This window comes from Sphingomonas sp. IW22 (assembly GCF_041321155.1).
In the GTDB taxonomy this organism is placed as follows: Bacteria; Pseudomonadota; Alphaproteobacteria; order Sphingomonadales; family Sphingomonadaceae; genus Sphingomonas.
In genome coordinates this window covers 1,226,256-1,243,269 of sequence record NZ_JBGGWB010000001.1, presented here as the reverse complement: position 1 = coordinate 1,243,269, position 17,014 = coordinate 1,226,256, and the positions used below count along the sequence as shown (strand labels likewise).

The window sequence follows — 17,014 nt, the reverse complement described above, 5'->3', positions numbered from 1 at the left end:
CGCCAGCCCCCATGGCTGGTTAAGACCTCCTTTGGCATTTCCCCATTATGGCGGCGTTTCGAGTAGGAGGTTGCGATGCGTTTCGGTGGTGAGGCGGTGTGGGACGCGATTTTGAAATCGCAGGCGGTGATCGAATTTTCCACGGACGGCCATATCGTCGATGCGAACGACAATTTTCTGCGGCTGATGGGTTATGGTCGCGACGACGTGATCGGGCGGCACCATCGCATCTTTTGTTCGCCAGAGGATCTGGCGTCGCCTGAATATGCGGCCTTCTGGCGCCAGATGGCGGCGGGTCGGTTCGATTCGGGTCTGTATCGCCGTTTGGCCGCCGATGGCCGCGACGTGTGGTTGCAAGCGACCTACAACCCCATTCTAGGCGATGACGGCCGCCCTGTCGGCGTGTTGAAGATCGCCGCCGATGTGACCCGTCAGATTCAGTTGGAACAGATGGTCGCGCGCCAGTTGAGCGAGTCGGAGTCGCTACAGGCCGAACTTTCTGCGCGTGACGAAGAGCGCAACATGATGTTGGCCGAACTGGCAGGAACGGTCGATGCCATTGCCCGAATCGCCAAGCAGACCAACCTGCTGGCCCTGAACGCCACGATCGAAGCGGCGCGCGCAGGCGAGGCGGGGCGCGGCTTTGCCGTGGTCGCAAGCGAGGTGAAGCGGCTGGCGGGCGATACCGCCGTCGCCACCCATCGCGCGGCCGAAATGCTGGGACAGCGCCGCGCGGCCTGAGGCCGGCGTTGCCAACCATTGCGATCCCCGGCGCGGCCATGCGATAAGCGCGATTGCGCTGGGTGTGTTGGCGCTATAAGACAGTTTGTTCAATGCGCTTCGACAGCAATGATGCGTGGCGTCCCGCGCCCGTCCCCTCGCAACCGGCCGACCCGTTCGCGCCGCCACCGCCCGCCAATGGCAGCCCGTCGGGGCTGCCGCCCGCGTGGCGGCCCAGCCCGCTGCGCTGGGTCGCGCGGATTGGGGGTGTGCTGGTCTTCTTGCTGGTCATCTCGATCATCTGGCTTGCGATTACCGCGCCCTTGTCCAAATCGCTGGAGCCGCCGGTCCAGCCCTCGATCACGCTTTTGTCGGCAGAGGGCGACCCGATTGCCCGCCACGGCGCGGTCATCGGCACGGCGGTGGACGCGACCAAGCTGCCCGCGCATGTCACCGGCGCGTTCCTGGCAATCGAGGACCGGCGTTTCCGCAGCCATCTGGGCGTCGATCCGCGCGGTATCATGCGCGCGTTCGTCAACAACGTCTTCACCTCGCGCAGCTCGCAGGGCGGCAGCACGATCACGCAACAGCTGGCGAAGAACGCGTTTCTGACGTCAGACCGGACGCTGGCGCGCAAGTTACGCGAAGTGATGATCGCTTTCTGGCTGGAAGCGTGGCTGACCAAGGATGAAATCCTCTCACGCTATCTGTCCAACGTCTATTTTGGCGATAACGTCTATGGCCTGGACGCAGCGGCGCGCCATTATTTCAGCCGTGATCCGGACGATCTGACCATCGGTCAGGCGGCGATGCTGGCGGGCCTGGTCAAGGCGCCAAGCCGGCTGGCCCCCACCGGCAACCTCAAGGGCGCGCGCGAACGTCAGGCGGTGGTCGTCGGTGCCATGGCCGATGCGGGCTTCATCACCGAAAGCGAAGCGCGCGACGTGTCGCCCGCGCGGCTGAAGCTTTCCAAGAACAAGCGGCTGCCCATCGGCACCTATTTCGCCGACTGGGTATTGCCGCAGGCCCGCGATCAGGCGGGCGCGATCAGCACCGAACAGACGGTTCAGACCACGCTGGAAACCCGGATGCAGCGTGCCGCCGAACGCGCGGTTCGCTCTGCGGGGCTGCGTCAGGCCCAGGTCGCGATCGTGTCGATGCGCCCCGATGGCCGGATCGTGGCGATGGTCGGGGGCAAGAATTACGCCGCCAGCCCGTTCAACCGGGCGACGCAGGCGCGGCGACAGCCGGGTTCGACCTTCAAGCTGTTCGTCTATTTCGCGGCCCTGCGCGCAGGTATGACGCCCGATGACATGGTCGAAGATACACCCGTCACCATCGGTGACTGGTCGCCGCGCAACAGCGACGGGCGGTATCTGGGCGACATCAGCCTCGCGCGTGCCTTTGCCCGCTCGAGCAATGTCGCCGCCGCCCGGTTGACGCAGCAGGTCGGTCCGAGCGCGGTGATCAAGGCAGCGCGCGATCTGGGCATCTCCACACCGATCGCGAACGAGGCGTCGATCGCGCTGGGTACCTCGTCGGTGTCGCTGCTGGAATTGACCGCTGCCTATGCCGCGATTGCGTCGGGCGAGATGCCGGTGCGCCCGCGCGGGCTGGCGCAGGCGCCGGAGGGGAGCTGGCTGGACCGGCTGGGGCTGGACACCCGGCGCATCCCCAGCGGCCAGCTTGAGGATATGCGGACCCTGCTGGCGGGTTCGATTCGCGAAGGGACCGGGCGACAGGCCGCCTTGTCGGTCCCCGCCTTTGGCAAGACGGGCACGACGCAGGATCATCGCGACGCGCTGTTCGTCGGTTATGCCGACGGCATCGTCACCGGCGTGTGGGTCGGCAATGACGACAACACGCCCAATGCCGGGCTGTCGGGCGGCGGGCTGCCGGCGCGGATCTGGCGCGATTACATGATGCGCGCAACCGGCGCCGCGCCGATGCCGCGCGCGGAGCCGGTGGTCGAGACGGTCGAGGAAGCGGGCGACGAGGTCGGGAACCTGATCGAGACGATCGGCAACGAGTTTGACGGACTGCCCGGTGCGCTGGAGCGGGAGCTGGACGGGCTGGGCGTGCGCGTCGGCCCCGACGGCGCGATCGAGCTGGATCGCCGTCGTTTCGAGCCGGAGCGCCGCCGCCGGGAGGATGAACCGTTCCCGCCGGATGAGGAACCCGGCGGTCCGGGGCCGGAAGGGTTCTGAACCGCGTTGCCCTTTCGCGGCGTGGCCGCTAGGGCACCGGACTTTCCCGAACGGGGGCAAGGGATATGGCGCAACCGCTGGTCGGCATCATCATGGGCAGCACGTCCGATTGGGACACGATGGCGCGCGGCGCCGCGCTGCTCGACACGCTTGAGGTGCCGCACGAAACGCGCGTCGTCTCTGCTCACCGCACGCCCGACCGGCTTGTCGCCTATGCCAAGGAGGCCGAGGCGCGCGGGATCAAGGTGATTGTCGCGGGCGCGGGCGGTGCGGCACATTTGCCCGGCATGGTTGCGGCGATGACGCATCTGCCGGTGCTGGGCGTGCCGGTGCGATCAAAGGCGCTGAGCGGCCTCGACAGCCTGTTGTCGATTGTCCAGATGCCGGCAGGCGTACCCGTCGGCACGCTGGCCATTGGAGAGGCGGGCGCGGCGAACGCGGCGCTGATGGCCGCTTCGATCCTCGCGCTCAACGACCCCGCGCTGCGCGACCGGCTGGTCGCGTGGCGGCAGGCACAAACCGACAAGGTGCCCGACAGCCCGCAATGAACGACATGCTGCCCCCCAATTCGACCATCGGCATCCTTGGTTCGGGGCAACTCGGCCGGATGATCGCCATTGCAGCGGCTCAGCTTGGCTATCGCTGCCACATCTATGCCCCCGAAACCGGCCCGGCGAACGATGTCGCGCCCGCTTTTACGCGCGGCGCCTATGACGACGATGCGGCGCTGGCGGCCTTTGCCGCGCAGGTCGATGTCGTCACTTACGAATTCGAGAATGTGGAGGCCGCGCCGATCGAGCGGCTGGGGGCGCTGGTGCCCGTACGCCCGTCGCCCCGCTCATTGTCGGTCGCGCAGGACCGGGTGGCCGAAAAGCGTTTCGTCGAACAACTGGGCGGCCGCCCGGCGCGCTGGGCCGAAGTGCCCGACCGCGCCGCGCTGGACGGCGCGATCGAGCGGATCGGCTGCCCCGCCATCCTCAAGACCACGCGTTTCGGCTATGACGGCAAGGGGCAGGCACGCCTGTTTTCCGCCCAGGACGCCGATGCCGCATGGAACGCGATCGGCGGCGGCCCCGCGATCCTCGAAGGGTTCGTGTCGTTCGAACATGAATTTTCGATCGTGCTGGCGCGCGGGATCGACGGCACCATCATCAGCTATCCACCGCCGCTGAACGTCCACAAGGACGGCATCCTCGACACCTCAACCATACCCGCCCCGGCACCGGTGGCGGCGCAATGGACCGAAGCAGCCACGCTGGCGGGCCGTGTGGCGGAAGCGCTGGATCATGCCGGCGTGCTGACGCTGGAGTTCTTTGCCGGTGCCGATGGCCCCGTGTTCAACGAAATGGCGCCGCGTGTCCATAATTCGGGCCACTGGACGATCGAGGGGGCCGAAACGTCGCAGTTCGAAAACCACGCCCGCGCCATATTGGGGCTGCCGTTGGGGCCATCGGGGCTGACCGGCGCGCGCGTGACGATGACGAACCTGATCGGCGTCGATGCCGACGACTGGACCGCGCTGGCGGCTGAGCCGGGCGCGCACCTGCACCTGTATGGCAAGCACGAGGCGCGCCCCGGCCGCAAGATGGGCCATGTGACGCGGGTCGAGCGGTAGCGACCGGGCGAGTGAAGGTGCAGGCAGTGCCTGCGCCTATTGATCGAACTCGCTTTTGGTCGCGTCGCTGCCATGAAGCTGTGCCCACAGGCCCTGCGTGCCCGCTTCCTGCGCCCGGTTGATAAATTGCGATGCGACCAACCACCCCTTTAGCGGCCGAAGCGGCATAAGGCATCCGATCAACATGATCGGTATCGACGTGAACAGGTGGACCCACCAAGGCGGGTCAAATGCCACCTGCAGCCATACCAGGATGAAGGCGAGCGGAAACGCCACAATGCACAGTGAGAAGAAGGCGGGGCCATCATCGGGTGCCGCAAAACGGTAATCCAGCCCGCAGACCTCACAACGATCCGCGACCTTTAGCCACGACTGGAACATATGGCCCTTGCCGCACCGGGGACACAGGCCCTTCCAGCCGGACTGAAGGATCCAGTGGAACTTGTCCTTGCCTGCGCTTCCATCTGGAAGCAGCCCGCGATCATTGGTCATGTCCCCTAACTATGGACGCCAGGGGCCGTTCAACATTGGACAAAATGCCATAGCCCTTCCGTTTGAAGCGCTTGGCCGCATCATGCCCTATTTCTTCTCCACCAGTTTCAGCAACGCCGCCGCCGCTGCCGTCTCGGCTTCCTGTTTCGAGGTGCCCTCACCCTCGGCGCTGGCGAATTCGCCCAGCTTGACCAATACGCGGAAACGCGGGGCGTGGTGGGGGCCGGATCGATCCAGGATGGCATATTCGGGCGACTTGCGCCGGTTGGCCGCCGCCCATTCCTGAAGCCCGGACTTGGGATGGCGGGGGGCGGTGCCCTGCGCTTCGATCCGGTTGCCCCATGCGTCCCGGATGAAGGCGGCGGTGCCGTCGAACCCGCGTTCGAGGAACAGCGCACCGATCAACGCCTCCATCACGTCGCCCAGCACATTGTCGCTGTCGCCGGCGCCGTCGTCGCGTGCCTGTTTGCCAAGGCGCAATTGTGCGCGAACGCCGATCGAACGGGCAACGTCGGCGCAAACCGGGCCGGTCACCAGCGCGTTCAGCCGCCGCGACAATTTGCCCTCAGGCTCTTCGGGGAAACGCGAATAGAGCCATTCAGCAATGGTCAGGCCCAGCACCCGATCGCCCAGAAACTCCAGTCGCTCGTAATTCGCAGCCGCCTGGCTGCCATGCGTCAGCGCACGAGCGAAGCGTTCGGGTGATTCGACGCCGCCAAAGGTCGCGTCGAGCCATGCGGCCAGATCGCTCATGATCAGTAAAGCTCCCCGATCCGGTGCCAGCGTGTGGCGGCGGGCCACGTCCACGGCGCCAGCCAAGACGCGCTGCCATCGGTCGACCAGAAATTGACGATGGCCTTGCCCTCCAGATTCTCCATCGGCACGAAACCGATCGCATCGGGGAAGCGGCTGTCCTTCGAATCGTCGCGATTGTCGCCCATCAGGAACACATGGCCCGCGGGCACGCGGTAAATGCCGGTGTCGTCGCCCGCGCTGAAGCCCTGATCCAGAATGCGATAGCGTGCGCCGCCGGGCAGCGTTTCTTCGAACTGGGGATAGCGGCAGATGGCGGTGCCGTCCTCACCCTCATCACGGAAATAGGGGTCGCAAAGGCTGTTGGGGGTGATGGGCAACACGAAATCGGCCACGCGCTGCTTCGGCACCGCCTGTCCGTTCAGGAACAGCTTGCCGCCGCGCATCTGGATCGTGTCGCCGGGCAGGCCGATGACGCGCTTGATCCAGTCCTCGTCACTGGTCGGCGGTGCCTTGAACACCACCACATCGCCGCGCGCCGGGGTGGACGGCAGCACGCGGCCGGGGATCAGTGGCATGCTCCACGGCAGCGAATGGCGCGAATAGCCGTAATTCCATTTCGTGATGAACAGGTAATCGCCGATCAGCGTGCGCGGCAGCATCGACCCCGACGGAATGACGAACGGGGAGATCAGGAAACTGCGAACGACGAACACGATCAGCGCCAGCTTCACCAGGAAGATCAGCGTTTCCTGCCATTCGGGGCGTTTCGGGCGGGGCGCGGATGCGCGGGCGGTGCGACGGGCCATGGGTTCGACGTGCCGGGGTGTGTTGCCCACGTCAAGCGCCTGCCGCGCCAAGCCGGTACGATCCCCCGCGTTGCCAGCGGCGCCTCAGTCGTTATGGAAGCCGTGCATCAAGCGTCGGAGGTTTCCCCATGCCCACACTCGTCCTGATCCGCCACGGCCAGTCGGCCTGGAACCTGGAGAACCGTTTCACCGGATGGTGGGACGTCGACCTGACAGAACAGGGCGTGAAAGAGGCTTGGGCGGCAGGCCAGCTGATGACGGAGAAGGGTCTCGACTTCGACCTGACCTTCACCAGTTTTCAAACGCGCGCGATCAAGACGCTGAACCTTGCGCTGGAGGCGATGGGCCGGCTGTGGCTGCCCGTCGAAAAGGACTGGCGCCTGAACGAGCGGCATTATGGCGGCCTGACCGGGCTGGACAAGGCCGAGACGGCGGCAAAGCATGGTGACGAACAGGTCAAGATCTGGCGGCGTAGCTTCGACATTCCGCCCCCGCTGCCCGAAGCCGATTCGGCCTATGACCTGTCAAAGGACGTTCGCTATCGCGGCGTGACCATCCCGCAGACCGAAAGCCTGAAGGACACGATCGCCCGCGTACTGCCCTATTGGGAAGAACGCATTGCGCCCGAGCTGAAGGCGGGCAAGCGGGTGCTGATTTCGGCGCACGGCAATTCGCTCCGCGCGCTGGTCAAGCATCTGTCCGGCATTTCGGACGATGAAATCGCCGGTCTGGAAATCCCGACGGGGCAGCCGATGGTCTATGAACTGGACGCATCGCTGGCGGCGACCGACCGCTATTATCTGAACGAACGCTAATCGCGCCGCTCGCCCCAGGCGAGCAGGCGGCGGCTGATCTGCGGATCGAGCACGGCCATCACCGCATAGGCGGCGGCCTGCTTGATCCGCGTCCAGGGAGTCATGGCGGCCCGGTGGCTTTCGACCGTCACGCGCACCGACCGGGCCATCTCGCCCTCGACATAATCGCGTACATGCGCCGCAAAGGCCGGATCATCGACACGCAGCATCAGCTCCAGATTCAGGAACAGGCTGCGGATGTCGAAATTGGCCGATCCGACATGCACGACATCGCCGATCGCCACCAATTTGGTGTGCAGCTTGGTCGGCTGATATTCCCAGATCCGCACCCCGCGCCGAAGCAGACCGGCATAGGTGAAGTGCGAGGCCCAGATCGCCATGAAATTGTCGGTGACGGCGGGCAGCACGATGTTGACCACGCCGCGCCGCGCTGCGCGCCGCAATCGTCGCAACATCGCCGGGCCGGGCGCGAAATAGGCGGCGATCAGGTCGATGCGCGTGCCGTGGCGCGCGGCGGTCTTCATTTCCCGCCGGATGGTGCGCGCCCATGGCGACAGCCGCCGGGTTGGTCCGCCCAACAACCACCGTACCTTGCCATCTGTCTCGCTGTGGCTGCGCAACATGCGCGCCAATGCCCGCACCGGCGCGTCTTCCCGGCGGGTCCAGCGCTCAAGTGCATCGAAATAGGAGACCAGCCGCGCCGCCGCCGGTCCTTCGACCAGCACGCCCAAATCGCGCCACGCGTCCCCGTCCTCGCCGGGAACGCCGAAATAGTCGTTCTTGATGTTGAAGCCGCCGATGATCACGCGCGCTTCGTCGGCCAGCGCCAGCTTCTGGTGGTTCCGCAACAGGTATCGCCGGCCGAAGCGCGGAATGAAGCGGCACACCTGAACCCCCGCCGCCGTCAGCGGTTCGAAGAAATTCGCCCGCGCCGCCGTTTCGCTGCCCAACCCGTCGACGATCAGCGACACCCGTACGCCGCGCGCCGCCGCGCGGATCAGCGCATCGGCCACCGCCTGTCCGGCCATGTCATTTTCATAGATATAATAAAGAACGCGCAGCGACCGTTCTGCGCCGTCGATCAGCGCCAGCAGCGCAGACATGCGGCGCGCGCCGGTATCGAGCAGCGTCAGGGCGTTGCCCGCGACGACGAAAACGGGCTGTTCGGGCGGTTCGGCCATGCTCCGTTTCATGCGGGGCAGGGCGTCCGCGTGCAATGGCGTGGCGGAAAATCTTGACTCTTCGAGCCTGCTCGACTAGCTGGCATCCTTTCCCGAACCTACCGATTTCAAGCGAAGGAAGCGTTCATGGCGCGCGTCACCGTCGAGGATTGCGTCGACAAGATCCCCAACCGGTTCGACCTGGTGCTGCTGGCAGCACAGCGGGCGCGCCAGATTTCGGGCGGTGCAGAACTGACGCTCGACCGCGACCGGGATAAAAACCCCGTCGTCGCGCTGCGTGAGATTGCCGAGGAAACCATTCGTCCCGACAATCTGCACGAATCGGTCGTGTCCAGCCTTCAGCGCGTCCAGATCGACGATGAGGAAGCGCCGGATGAGGTCGGCTCGCTGTCGGCTTCGGCAGAGGCGCTGCGCCTTACCGCCGCCGCGCCGCCGCGCAACCAGAATGTCGGTGGCGATTACGACGGCTGATCGATCGACAATTCAGGTCTTCGAAAGGAGCCGCGGCGGTTGCGTCGCGGCTCTTTTCATTCGGGCATCATGACGTCTTGTCGGCAGGGGCGGCCAGCGCGCGATAACGCTCGGCCAGCTCAAGATGGACGCGGCGCGCGGTCACGTCGTGACAGCTATTGGCAGCGGCGCTTTCCTGCGCCGCACGGTCGCGAAAATATTCGCGGTCATTGGTCTGCATCGAACAGCTCCTCAATGAAAAGCGGGAGCACGCAAGTCTCTCAGTCGCCGCATGCTGTTTAGAAGGGACTCCGGCGGCGGCGATGAAAAATCCTTATCACAGTCATCGCAGGTTCACTTTGATCGAAAGCAAATCTGCGTTTGAACAGGCTTTTTTGTCGCCGGACGGTGCATTTGCTGCAGTGCGATCGCGCTGGAAAAGTGCGTGAATTGCCGCTACATCACGCCCGCATGATCGAGGCGCGCAACATGCCCCCCGCGGTGGATTACAGCCGCGTATTCTCGCAGGCGATCGACCGGCTGCATGTCGAGGGTCGTTACCGGGTGTTTATCGACATCCTGCGAAACAAGGGCGCGTTCCCCAACGCGCGCTGCTTTGCCGGGCATAACGGGCCGAAGCCGATCACGGTCTGGTGTTCGAACGACTATCTGGCGATGGGACAGCATCCCAAGGTCATCGCCGCCATGGAAGAGGCGCTGCACGATGTCGGCGCCGGATCGGGCGGCACCCGCAATATCGGTGGCAACACCCATTATCATATCGACCTGGAAGGTGAGCTGGCCGACCTGCACAGCAAGGAAGCGGCGCTGCTGTTCACGTCGGGCTATGTCTCGAACGAAGCCACGCTGTCGACGCTGGCGCGCGTGCTGCCGGGCTGCATCATCTATTCCGACGAGCTGAACCACGCATCCATGATCGCGGGTATCCGCAATTCGGGCTGCGAGAAGCGCGTCTTCCGTCACAATGATGTCGCGCATCTGGAAGAGTTGCTTGCCGCGGACGATCCGTCGGTGCCCAAGCTGATCGCGTTCGAAAGCGTCTATTCGATGGATGGTGACGTGGCGCCCATCCACGCGATCTGCGACCTGGCTGACAAATATAACGCGCTGACTTACCTTGATGAAGTCCACGCGGTCGGCATGTACGGCGCGCGCGGCGGCGGCATTTCCGAACGCGACGCGGCCGCACACCGGCTGACCATCATCGAAGGGACGCTGGGCAAGGCGTTCGGCGTAATGGGCGGTTACATCGCAGCGGACCGCACGATCATCGACGTGATCCGCAGCTATGCGCCCGGTTTCATCTTCACCACCAGCCTGTCCCCGGTGCTGGTCGCGGGCGTGCTGGCCAGCGTGCGTCACCTGAAATCGTCCAGCGCTGAGCGGGATGGGCAGCAGGCGGCGGCACAGCGGCTGAAGACGATGTTCGCGGACGCCGGGCTGCCGGTCATGGCCTCGACCACGCATATCGTCCCGCTGATGGTTGGCGACCCCGTAAAGGCCAAGCGGATTAGCGACATTCTGCTGGCCGAATATGGCGTGTATGTTCAGCCCATCAATTACCCGACAGTGCCACGCGGCACCGAACGGCTGCGCTTCACGCCGGGTCCGGCGCATGACGAAGCGATGATGCGCGACCTGACCGAGGCGCTGGTCGAAATCTGGGGTCGGCTGGAAATGCGCAAGGCCGCCTGAACAACCTCAGGGCTTTGGTGGCAGCAGTGCCCGCACTTCCTCGATAAAGCGCAAAACCGAAATCGGTTTGGAGACATAGGCGTTGGCGCCCGCCGCGCGAATGCGGGCCTCGTCGTCATGTCCGGCATAGGCGGTGACTGCCATGATCGGCACCGCGTTCAGCCCGGGATCCGCGCGAAACTGCTGGATCAGCTCCAAACCGGTGACATGTGGCAGCTGAATGTCGGTGATAATCAGGTCCGGGTCGATTTCGCGCGCGCGGGCCACGGCTTCCCGCCCGTCGCGCACCGGCTCCGGCGCGAATCCATGCGCACGCAGCAAATCGCAAAAGAGCTTAAGATTAAGCTCGTTATCCTCGACAACGAGGACCCGGATTGCCAAGGCGGCGGTGTCATCCATTGTAGCGAACTTCTATTCCATGCCGATCCGCGAGACAAATGCAGATGGTGATCCGGATGCGATGGCGTTGCACGCGCTGGCATGGCTTGTCAGCGACGGCGCACGGGCCGATCGGCTGCTGGCGGTGACGGGTCTGGACGCAGCGGCGCTGCGCGCACGGGCGGGGGAGCCGGCGACCCTGGCGGCGGTGCTGGGCTTTCTGGAGGCGCACGAACCTGATCTGGTCGCATGCGCCGCCGCGCTGGACGTCGAACCGCTTGCCCTGATTCGCGCACGCCGGGTGCTGGAGGAACGATGAAACCGTTGCTGATCTGCGATTGCGATGAGGTGCTTTTGCACATGGTGCGGCATTTCCGCACCTGGCTGGACGAAGTGCACGCGATCGAATTCGCCTATAGCCACGATTTCGCCAGCGCGATGACGCGTGCCGACGGTACCCGCCCCAGCACGGCGGAAATGTGGTCGCTGCTGGGCGGCTTCTTCCCAGATGAAATGCACCGTCAGACGCTGGTACCTCATGCGCGCGAGGCGCTGGCGACGCTGGCGGAGGCGGCGGATATCGTCATCCTGACCAATTTGCAGGATCATTGCCGCACGCACCGCATCGAGCAGCTGGCGATGCACGGGATCGCCCATCGCGTCGAATGCAATCAGGGCGGCAAGGGGGAGCCGGTGGCGCGACTCGTCGCCGAACATGGCGGCCCGGTTACGGTATTCGTTGACGACCTGGCCGTGCACCACGAATCGGTCGCGCGCGCCGCGCCACAGGTTCACCGGCTACAGATGATCGCGGAGCCCGAAATGGCGTCGGTGATGCCGGCGGCGCCGCATGCCCATGTGCGAATCGACGACTGGCAGGATGCCGTGACGTGGATCGGTGCGCGTTTCGCTTCGGGCTTGCCCGCCGACGCCGCGCACGGCACATCGGCGCCATGACCCAGAGCATCGACGATCGCCTGGCCGAACTCGGCCTGACCCTCCCCGAAGCCGCCGCGCCGGTGGCGGCCTATGTCCCCACGGTCATCCATGGCGGGCTGCTTCACATTTCGGGGCAGTTGCCATTTCAGGACGGTGCGCTGATGACCGGCCGCGTGGGCGAAGATCGCGAGATTCCTTTCGCGCAGGAAGCGGCAAAGCGGTGCGCGATGATGCTGCTGGCACAGGCGCGCCGCGCGCTGGACGGCGATCTGTCGCGGATCGAGCGCATTGTGAAACTGGGCGTTTTCGTCAATTCCGCCCCCGGTTTCACCGACCAGGCAAAGGTCGCCAATGGCGCGTCCGAACTGATGATCGACGTGCTCGGCGAGCCCGGCCGCCATGCGCGTAGCGCCGTGGGTGTGGCTGTGCTGCCACTGGGCGCGGTGGTGGAGATCGACGCGATCATTGCCGTTCGCTGAGCGGTTACGACAGCAACCTTTGTTGCGGGGCGGCAACAGTTGCCGCCCTTTTGCATCTGAACCCGGAATGATCTTGTGCGGCGCGGCATGATGCGGCAAAAAGTTGGTGTCGGCGAACGACTGCGCATGCTTTCAGCATAAAGGACGCGGCATCCCGACAGCAGGAGAGAACCATCGCCTTCAAACTGAAAGGGACACGATGCGTTTCTCTACACTCGGGCTTCCGGCCCTTCTCCTCGCATGTGCAACGCCTGCCATGGCGCAGGAAGAGACGGCGCCGCCCGAGCCGGTCACCGTCTCCGGCAGCGTTACCTTGGCCTCCGACTATCGCTTTCGCGGTGTGTCGCAGACGGACAAGGAAATGGCCATTCAAGGTGGCCTCACTATTTCGCACGAAAGCGGCCTTTACGTCGGCACCTGGGGTTCGAACCTGGCGGGCTGGGGTACGTTCGGCGGCGCCAGCATGGAACTTGACCTGATCGGCGGGTTCAAGACCCCGATCGGTGGCGGCGGCACGCTGGACGTGGGTGTCACCTGGTACATGTATCCGGGCGGCGCCGACATTACCGATTTCGCCGAACCCTATGTCAAGCTGTCGGGCACCACCGGTCCCGTCACGCTGACCGCGGGCGCCTTCTATGCGCCCAAGCAGGAAGCGCTGGGCCGTTGGTTCTTCACTGGCGCCGATGCGGTTGCCGGCGTGCCGAACGATCCGGGCGACTCGGAAGACAATCTGTATCTGTCGGGTGACGCAGTGGCGGCAGTGCCGAACACGCCGGTCTCGCTGCGCGCGCATATCGGCTATTCTGACGGTAATTCGGGCCTGGGCCCGAACGGCACCAGCGTTGCGCCGACGGGCACTTATTGGGATTGGACGCTTGGCGCGGACTTTACCTACAAGAACCTGGTTCTGGGCGTGTCCTATATCGACACCGACATCAGCCGGGCCGAGAGCGCCTATCTGCTGCCCAACTTCTCGAAGGGCGGGGTCGATTCGATCTCCGACGGTACGATCGTGGTTTCGCTGACCGGCGCATTCTAATCGCATTGCCAGTGTGACCAGCACGGGCCGCGTTCCTTTTGGGGAGCGCGGCCCGTCGCTGTTCAAAGACTGATCCAGCGCCAGATTCCCGCAGCCCACCCCGCCAACGGCATGTGCGCCCAGGTGGCGGCCAGCCAGATCGCGACGCCGCCAGCCAGATCATGCGCGCGAAACCCGCCAAGGCGCGCCCGCCCGCGGGCAATCGCGGCAAAGGGCAGGTAACTGGTCCGGCCCTCCCACTCTCGCCAACGCGCAGGTTGCAGCCGTTCCTTTTTCGCATCCTGAAGGGCCGCGCCCGCCAGCGCCAGCAGCGCGATGCCGCTCGCCAGCACCATCTGCGCTGGCACCGGAAACACCATCACATGCGCAGCCGCCCACAGGGCAAAGGCCCACATCATCGGGTGGCGCGTAATCGCGAATACGCCGCGCGCGGGCGGCACCGGCTGCTCCCCGGCATCGGCGGCAGGATTGGGGGCGGCGGGATTGCCGATCAGCGATCCCATCAGCAGCACGCTGGCCACCAGCATGATAATGGTCGCGACGGCCCATATCGCATCGCCGACCGGCCACAGCATCGCCTGAACCGGCGCGGTGGCATATGCGTGCCAGACCCAGCCCAGCGTTGCGAAGGCGACCAGCGAATAGATGCCCAGAAACGCCGCTTCCCCGGTGCGCGCGACGATGGACGCGCGCAGGGGATGAGAAAGCAGGAAGTGCGTGCCGACAAAAGCCGCGACCGCAACGACCAACTGCAACATCGAAGGTGCCCCCTCCCGTTATCGGAGGCACCCCCTTACCAGTTTTCAGGCCGCGACGCGCGCGTCCATCAATTCGGCGCCGATCGCCAGGCTCTTCGCGCGCGCCTGGGGGTCATAAGTTGCGCCCGTCAGAATCACCTCATCAACGCCAGTACGCGCGATGAACGCGTCGATCTGTCGCTTCACCGTCGCGGGCGCGCCGATGGCGGAACAGGACAGGACGTGGTCGAGGATCGCAGTGCCCTGTGCGCCCAGACCCGCGCGATAATCGGCGACAGGCGGCGGCAGGCGGCCGGGATTGCCGGTGCGAAGCGCGACGAAGCTCTGCTCCATCGAACTGGCAATATAGCGCGCTTCCTCATCGGTATCGGCGGCAAAGATATTGAAGCCCGCCGCGACATAGGGCCGCTCCAGCCGCTCCGACGGGCGGAACAGCCGGCGATAGGTCTCCAGCGCCTGATCCAGCGCATCGGGCGCGAAGTGCGAGGCAAAGGCATAGGGCAGGCCAAGCGCGGCGGCGAGCTGAGCGCCGTACAGGCTGGAGCCAAGGACCCACATCTCGATGTTGGCACCGGCGCCGGGCGTCGCTTCGATGCCGGTGCGGCCGTCATTGGCGAAATAGCTTTGCAGCTCTATGATATCCTGCGGGAACTGGTCGGGACCGTTCGCGTCCAGCGTGCGGCGCATCGCGCGCATCACGCGCTGGTCCGACCCCGGCGCACGGCCAAGGCCCAGGTCGATGCGTCCCGGATACAGCGCGTCCAGCGTCCCGAACTGCTCGGCAATCGCCAGCGGCGCATGATTGGGCAGCATGATGCCCCCTGCACCGATGCGGATGCTCTTGGTCGCCGCCCCGACATGCGCCAGCACGACCGACGTCGCTCCACCGGCAATGCCCGGCATCCCGTGATGTTCGGCCACCCAGTAACGGGTGAAGCCGTGCGATTCGGCATGGGCGGCCAGTTCGGCGGCTTCGCCAAGAGCGGTGCTAACGTCGGACCCCTGACGAACGGGGACCAGGTCGAGGAGGGAATGTCGGGTCATGGCCAGCAAGATGGGGGCGGTCCATGCGCCTCGCCAGTGAAGCGGGGCTTGGGGGCGCTAAACCCCTGCTCGCCATGGTTGCTCCGTTCGCGGCACCCGCCTACACGCGCGGCGTCATGGACCCCCGGCTCGCACATATCGACACCTGGATCTTCGACCTCGACAACACGCTGTATCCGGCGGGCGCGACGCTGTTCGCGCAGATCGAGGCGCGGATGACCGATTATGTGTGCGCGCTCGAAGGGTGCGACCGCGACACCGCCTTTGCCATTCAGAAGCGGCATTTCCGCGAGCATGGCACCACATTGTCGGGGCTGATGGCCGCGCGGAACATCGATCCGCATGATTTCCTGACCTTCGTCCACGATGTCGACATGAGCGCGTTGAGCGCCAACGACCGGCTGGTGGAGGCGATCGCCCGGCTGCCGGGGCGCAAGCTGGTCTTCACCAATGGCGACGGTCCCTATGCAGGGCGTGTGCTGGAGCGGCTGGGGTTGGCCGACAGTTTCGAAGGGGTGCACGACATCCGCGCGACCGGTTATCGGCCCAAGCCGCATCCCCATGCCTATGCCGGGCTGTGCGACGCCTATGCCATCGACCCCAATACAGCCCTGTTTGTCGAGGACATGGCCCGCAACCTGCCGCCCGCCAAGGCGATCGGCATGACGACGGTCTGGATCGACAACGGATCGGAACAGGTCGGGGTGGACCCTGCACATATCGATTTCACCACGCCCGACCTGACGGCGTGGCTCACCGCCATCTGGGAGGAAACATGCACGACCAACTGAAGTCCGTGATCGACGCCGCGTGGGACGATCGCGCCAGCCTGTCGACCGCGACCATCGGCGAAGTGCGCGAGGCGGTGGACACCGCTCTGGCGCTGCTCGACAGCGGCACCGCGCGCGTGGCGGAGCCGGGCGAGGGCAGTGAGTGGATCGTCAACCAGTGGCTGAAAAAGGCGGTGCTGCTGTCGTTCCGCCTGAACGATAACGAAGTGATGCCGGGGCCGGGCGGCGCCAACTGGTTCGACAAGGTGCCGTCGAAGTTCACCGGATGGGACGCGGACGCGTTTCGCGGCGCCGGTTTCCGCGCCGTGCCCGGCAGCGTCGTGCGCCGCGGCAGCTTTGTCGGCAAGGGCGCGGTGCTGATGCCCAGCTTCGTCAATATCGGCGCTTATGTCGGTGAAGGCACGATGGTCGACACCTGGGCGACGGTGGGCAGCTGTGCCCAGATCGGCCGCGACGTGCATCTGTCGGGCGGTGCCGGGATCGGCGGCGTGCTGGAGCCGCTTCAGGCCAATCCCGTTGTGATCGAGGACGGCGCCTTCATCGGTGCGCGTGCCGAAGTGGCCGAGGGCGTGATCGTGCGGCGCGGCGCGGTGCTGTCGATGGGCGTGTATCTGGGCGCATCGACCAAGATCGTCGACCGCGCCACGGGTGAGATTATGATGGGCGAAGTGCCGCCCTATGCAGTCGTCGTGCCGGGCACGCTGGGCGGCGGTGAGGGCAAGCCCGCGCTGTATTGCGCCGTGATCGTCAAGCGCGTCGACGAACAGACGCGCGCCAAGACCAGCATCAACGAGCTGCTGCGCGCCTGATCCTTTGGGTGCCGGG

General features: G+C 65.4%; 21 protein-coding genes. 13 read left to right on the top strand and 8 right to left on the bottom strand.

The features are described 5' to 3' along the window. The first annotated feature begins 75 nt into the window (after positions 1–75). The 4 genes from ACAX61_RS06305 (at position 76) to ACAX61_RS06290 (ending at position 4,542) form a co-directional block, all read left to right on the top strand. A complete protein-coding gene (locus tag ACAX61_RS06305; protein ID WP_370713926.1) occupies positions 76–741 on the top strand; it encodes a methyl-accepting chemotaxis protein in 666 nt (221 codons plus the stop codon). A 92-nt stretch (positions 742–833) separates the two neighbouring features. After that, positions 834–2,927: a transglycosylase domain-containing protein gene (locus ACAX61_RS06300; protein WP_370713925.1), complete on the top strand. Its 2,094-nt coding sequence runs from the start codon at positions 834–836 to the stop codon at positions 2,925–2,927. Between the two features lie 65 nt (positions 2,928–2,992). Beyond that, the gene (gene purE, locus ACAX61_RS06295) at positions 2,993–3,475 is read left to right on the top strand and encodes a 5-(carboxyamino)imidazole ribonucleotide mutase (protein ID WP_370713924.1); all 483 of its coding nucleotides are present in this window, start codon (positions 2,993–2,995) and stop codon (positions 3,473–3,475) included. Continuing rightward, positions 3,472–4,542 carry a 5-(carboxyamino)imidazole ribonucleotide synthase gene (locus ACAX61_RS06290; RefSeq protein ID WP_370713923.1) on the top strand — a complete coding sequence of 357 codons (1,071 nt, stop codon included), beginning with the start codon at positions 3,472–3,474 and terminating at the stop codon, positions 4,540–4,542. The genes purE and ACAX61_RS06290 overlap by 4 nt, the downstream gene beginning before the upstream one ends. Before the next feature lie 36 nt (positions 4,543–4,578). On the opposite strand, the gene ACAX61_RS06285 is transcribed toward ACAX61_RS06290, so the two are convergent. The 3 genes from ACAX61_RS06285 to lepB all read right to left on the bottom strand — a co-directional run bounded on the left by ACAX61_RS06285 (position 4,579) and on the right by lepB (position 6,596). After that, positions 4,579–5,034 (bottom strand): DUF983 domain-containing protein, encoded by a 456-nt coding sequence (locus ACAX61_RS06285; protein WP_370713922.1) that lies wholly within the window; start codon positions 5,032–5,034, stop codon positions 4,579–4,581. An 87-nt stretch (positions 5,035–5,121) separates the two neighbouring features. After that, positions 5,122–5,787, bottom strand: a complete 666-nt coding sequence (rnc, locus tag ACAX61_RS06280; RefSeq protein ID WP_370713921.1) for a ribonuclease III — start codon at positions 5,785–5,787, stop codon at positions 5,122–5,124. Between the two features lie 2 nt (positions 5,788–5,789). Beyond that, entirely contained in the window at positions 5,790–6,596 is an 807-nt protein-coding gene (gene lepB, locus ACAX61_RS06275) for a signal peptidase I (protein WP_370713920.1), read from the bottom strand. A 128-nt stretch (positions 6,597–6,724) separates the two neighbouring features. Here lepB and gpmA point away from each other — a divergent pair, with 128 nt between their 5' ends. Beyond that, positions 6,725–7,411 (top strand): 2,3-diphosphoglycerate-dependent phosphoglycerate mutase, encoded by a 687-nt coding sequence (gene gpmA, locus ACAX61_RS06270; RefSeq protein WP_370713919.1) that lies wholly within the window; start codon positions 6,725–6,727, stop codon positions 7,409–7,411. On the opposite strand, the gene ACAX61_RS06265 is transcribed toward gpmA, so the two are convergent. Further along, entirely contained in the window at positions 7,408–8,592 is a 1,185-nt protein-coding gene (locus ACAX61_RS06265; protein ID WP_370713918.1) for a phospholipase D-like domain-containing protein, read from the bottom strand. The genes gpmA and ACAX61_RS06265 overlap by 4 nt on opposite strands. Before the next feature lie 126 nt (positions 8,593–8,718). On the opposite strand from ACAX61_RS06265, the gene rpoZ reads away from it, so the two are divergent. Continuing rightward, positions 8,719–9,063: a DNA-directed RNA polymerase subunit omega gene (rpoZ, locus tag ACAX61_RS06260; protein ID WP_370713917.1), complete on the top strand. Its 345-nt coding sequence runs from the start codon at positions 8,719–8,721 to the stop codon at positions 9,061–9,063. Positions 9,064–9,130: 67 nt separating this feature from the next. On the opposite strand, the gene ACAX61_RS06255 is transcribed toward rpoZ, so the two are convergent. After that, a complete protein-coding gene (locus ACAX61_RS06255) occupies positions 9,131–9,283 on the bottom strand; it encodes a hypothetical protein (RefSeq protein WP_370713916.1) in 153 nt (50 codons plus the stop codon). Positions 9,284–9,513: 230 nt separating this feature from the next. Here ACAX61_RS06255 and hemA point away from each other — a divergent pair, with 230 nt between their 5' ends. After that, entirely contained in the window at positions 9,514–10,758 is a 1,245-nt protein-coding gene (hemA, locus tag ACAX61_RS06250; RefSeq protein ID WP_370713915.1) for a 5-aminolevulinate synthase, read from the top strand. A 6-nt stretch (positions 10,759–10,764) separates the two neighbouring features. Here hemA and ACAX61_RS06245 read toward each other — a convergent pair whose 3' ends face one another. Then, positions 10,765–11,139 (bottom strand): response regulator, encoded by a 375-nt coding sequence (locus tag ACAX61_RS06245; RefSeq protein ID WP_370714926.1) that lies wholly within the window; start codon positions 11,137–11,139, stop codon positions 10,765–10,767. A 37-nt stretch (positions 11,140–11,176) separates the two neighbouring features. Between ACAX61_RS06245 and ACAX61_RS06240 the strand changes: the two genes are divergently transcribed. From ACAX61_RS06240 to ACAX61_RS06225, 4 genes are all read left to right on the top strand, one after another. After that, positions 11,177–11,455, top strand: a complete 279-nt coding sequence (locus ACAX61_RS06240) for a DUF3572 family protein (protein WP_370714925.1) — start codon at positions 11,177–11,179, stop codon at positions 11,453–11,455. Continuing rightward, the gene (locus ACAX61_RS06235) at positions 11,452–12,093 is read left to right on the top strand and encodes an HAD family hydrolase (protein WP_370713914.1); all 642 of its coding nucleotides are present in this window, start codon (positions 11,452–11,454) and stop codon (positions 12,091–12,093) included. Before ACAX61_RS06240 ends, ACAX61_RS06235 begins: the two co-directional genes overlap by 4 nt. Next, a complete protein-coding gene (locus ACAX61_RS06230; RefSeq protein ID WP_370713913.1) occupies positions 12,090–12,554 on the top strand; it encodes a RidA family protein in 465 nt (154 codons plus the stop codon). The genes ACAX61_RS06235 and ACAX61_RS06230 overlap by 4 nt, the downstream gene beginning before the upstream one ends. 199 nt (positions 12,555–12,753) lie before the next feature. Continuing rightward, complete coding sequence (locus tag ACAX61_RS06225; RefSeq protein ID WP_370713912.1) at positions 12,754–13,596, top strand: TorF family putative porin; 843 nt, start codon at positions 12,754–12,756, stop codon at positions 13,594–13,596. A 62-nt stretch (positions 13,597–13,658) separates the two neighbouring features. On the opposite strand, the gene ACAX61_RS06220 is transcribed toward ACAX61_RS06225, so the two are convergent. Further along, positions 13,659–14,354, bottom strand: a complete 696-nt coding sequence (locus ACAX61_RS06220; protein WP_370713911.1) for an NnrU family protein — start codon at positions 14,352–14,354, stop codon at positions 13,659–13,661. A 45-nt stretch (positions 14,355–14,399) separates the two neighbouring features. Continuing rightward, on the bottom strand, positions 14,400–15,398 hold the full coding sequence (locus tag ACAX61_RS06215) for an LLM class flavin-dependent oxidoreductase (protein WP_370713910.1): 999 nt from the start codon (positions 15,396–15,398) through the stop codon (positions 14,400–14,402). A 116-nt stretch (positions 15,399–15,514) separates the two neighbouring features. Here ACAX61_RS06215 and ACAX61_RS06210 point away from each other — a divergent pair, with 116 nt between their 5' ends. Further along, entirely contained in the window at positions 15,515–16,189 is a 675-nt protein-coding gene (locus tag ACAX61_RS06210; RefSeq protein WP_370714924.1) for a pyrimidine 5'-nucleotidase, read from the top strand. Beyond that, a complete protein-coding gene (gene dapD, locus ACAX61_RS06205; protein WP_370713909.1) occupies positions 16,174–16,998 on the top strand; it encodes a 2,3,4,5-tetrahydropyridine-2,6-dicarboxylate N-succinyltransferase in 825 nt (274 codons plus the stop codon). The genes ACAX61_RS06210 and dapD overlap by 16 nt, the downstream gene beginning before the upstream one ends. The last annotated feature ends 16 nt before the right edge of the window (positions 16,999–17,014 follow it).

Bases quoted from the DNA above. Each gene is read 5' to 3' on its own strand.
- ACAX61_RS06230 (WP_370713913.1), top strand. From the start codon at position 12,090: ATGACCCAGAGCATCGACGATCGCCTGGCCGAACTCGGCCTGACCCTC.
- ACAX61_RS06265 (WP_370713918.1), bottom strand. From the start codon at position 8,592: ATGGCCGAACCGCCCGAACAGCCCGTTTTCGTCGTCGCGGGCAACGCC.
- rpoZ (WP_370713917.1), top strand. From the start codon at position 8,719: ATGGCGCGCGTCACCGTCGAGGATTGCGTCGACAAGATCCCCAACCGG.
- purE (WP_370713924.1), top strand. From the start codon at position 2,993: ATGGCGCAACCGCTGGTCGGCATCATCATGGGCAGCACGTCCGATTGG.
- ACAX61_RS06285 (WP_370713922.1), bottom strand. From the start codon at position 5,034: ATGACCAATGATCGCGGGCTGCTTCCAGATGGAAGCGCAGGCAAGGAC.
- dapD (WP_370713909.1), top strand. From the start codon at position 16,174: ATGCACGACCAACTGAAGTCCGTGATCGACGCCGCGTGGGACGATCGC.
- ACAX61_RS06290 (WP_370713923.1), top strand. From the start codon at position 3,472: ATGAACGACATGCTGCCCCCCAATTCGACCATCGGCATCCTTGGTTCG.
- lepB (WP_370713920.1), bottom strand. From the start codon at position 6,596: ATGGCCCGTCGCACCGCCCGCGCATCCGCGCCCCGCCCGAAACGCCCC.
- ACAX61_RS06220 (WP_370713911.1), bottom strand. From the start codon at position 14,354: ATGTTGCAGTTGGTCGTTGCGGTCGCGGCTTTTGTCGGCACGCACTTC.
- ACAX61_RS06300 (WP_370713925.1), top strand. From the start codon at position 834: ATGCGCTTCGACAGCAATGATGCGTGGCGTCCCGCGCCCGTCCCCTCG.
- ACAX61_RS06240 (WP_370714925.1), top strand. From the start codon at position 11,177: ATGCCGATCCGCGAGACAAATGCAGATGGTGATCCGGATGCGATGGCG.
- ACAX61_RS06305 (WP_370713926.1), top strand. From the start codon at position 76: ATGCGTTTCGGTGGTGAGGCGGTGTGGGACGCGATTTTGAAATCGCAG.
- rnc (WP_370713921.1), bottom strand. From the start codon at position 5,787: ATGAGCGATCTGGCCGCATGGCTCGACGCGACCTTTGGCGGCGTCGAA.
- ACAX61_RS06225 (WP_370713912.1), top strand. From the start codon at position 12,754: ATGCGTTTCTCTACACTCGGGCTTCCGGCCCTTCTCCTCGCATGTGCA.
- ACAX61_RS06235 (WP_370713914.1), top strand. From the start codon at position 11,452: ATGAAACCGTTGCTGATCTGCGATTGCGATGAGGTGCTTTTGCACATG.
- ACAX61_RS06215 (WP_370713910.1), bottom strand. From the start codon at position 15,398: ATGACCCGACATTCCCTCCTCGACCTGGTCCCCGTTCGTCAGGGGTCC.
- gpmA (WP_370713919.1), top strand. From the start codon at position 6,725: ATGCCCACACTCGTCCTGATCCGCCACGGCCAGTCGGCCTGGAACCTG.
- ACAX61_RS06210 (WP_370714924.1), top strand. From the start codon at position 15,515: ATGGACCCCCGGCTCGCACATATCGACACCTGGATCTTCGACCTCGAC.
- hemA (WP_370713915.1), top strand. From the start codon at position 9,514: ATGATCGAGGCGCGCAACATGCCCCCCGCGGTGGATTACAGCCGCGTA.
- ACAX61_RS06255 (WP_370713916.1), bottom strand. From the start codon at position 9,283: ATGCAGACCAATGACCGCGAATATTTTCGCGACCGTGCGGCGCAGGAA.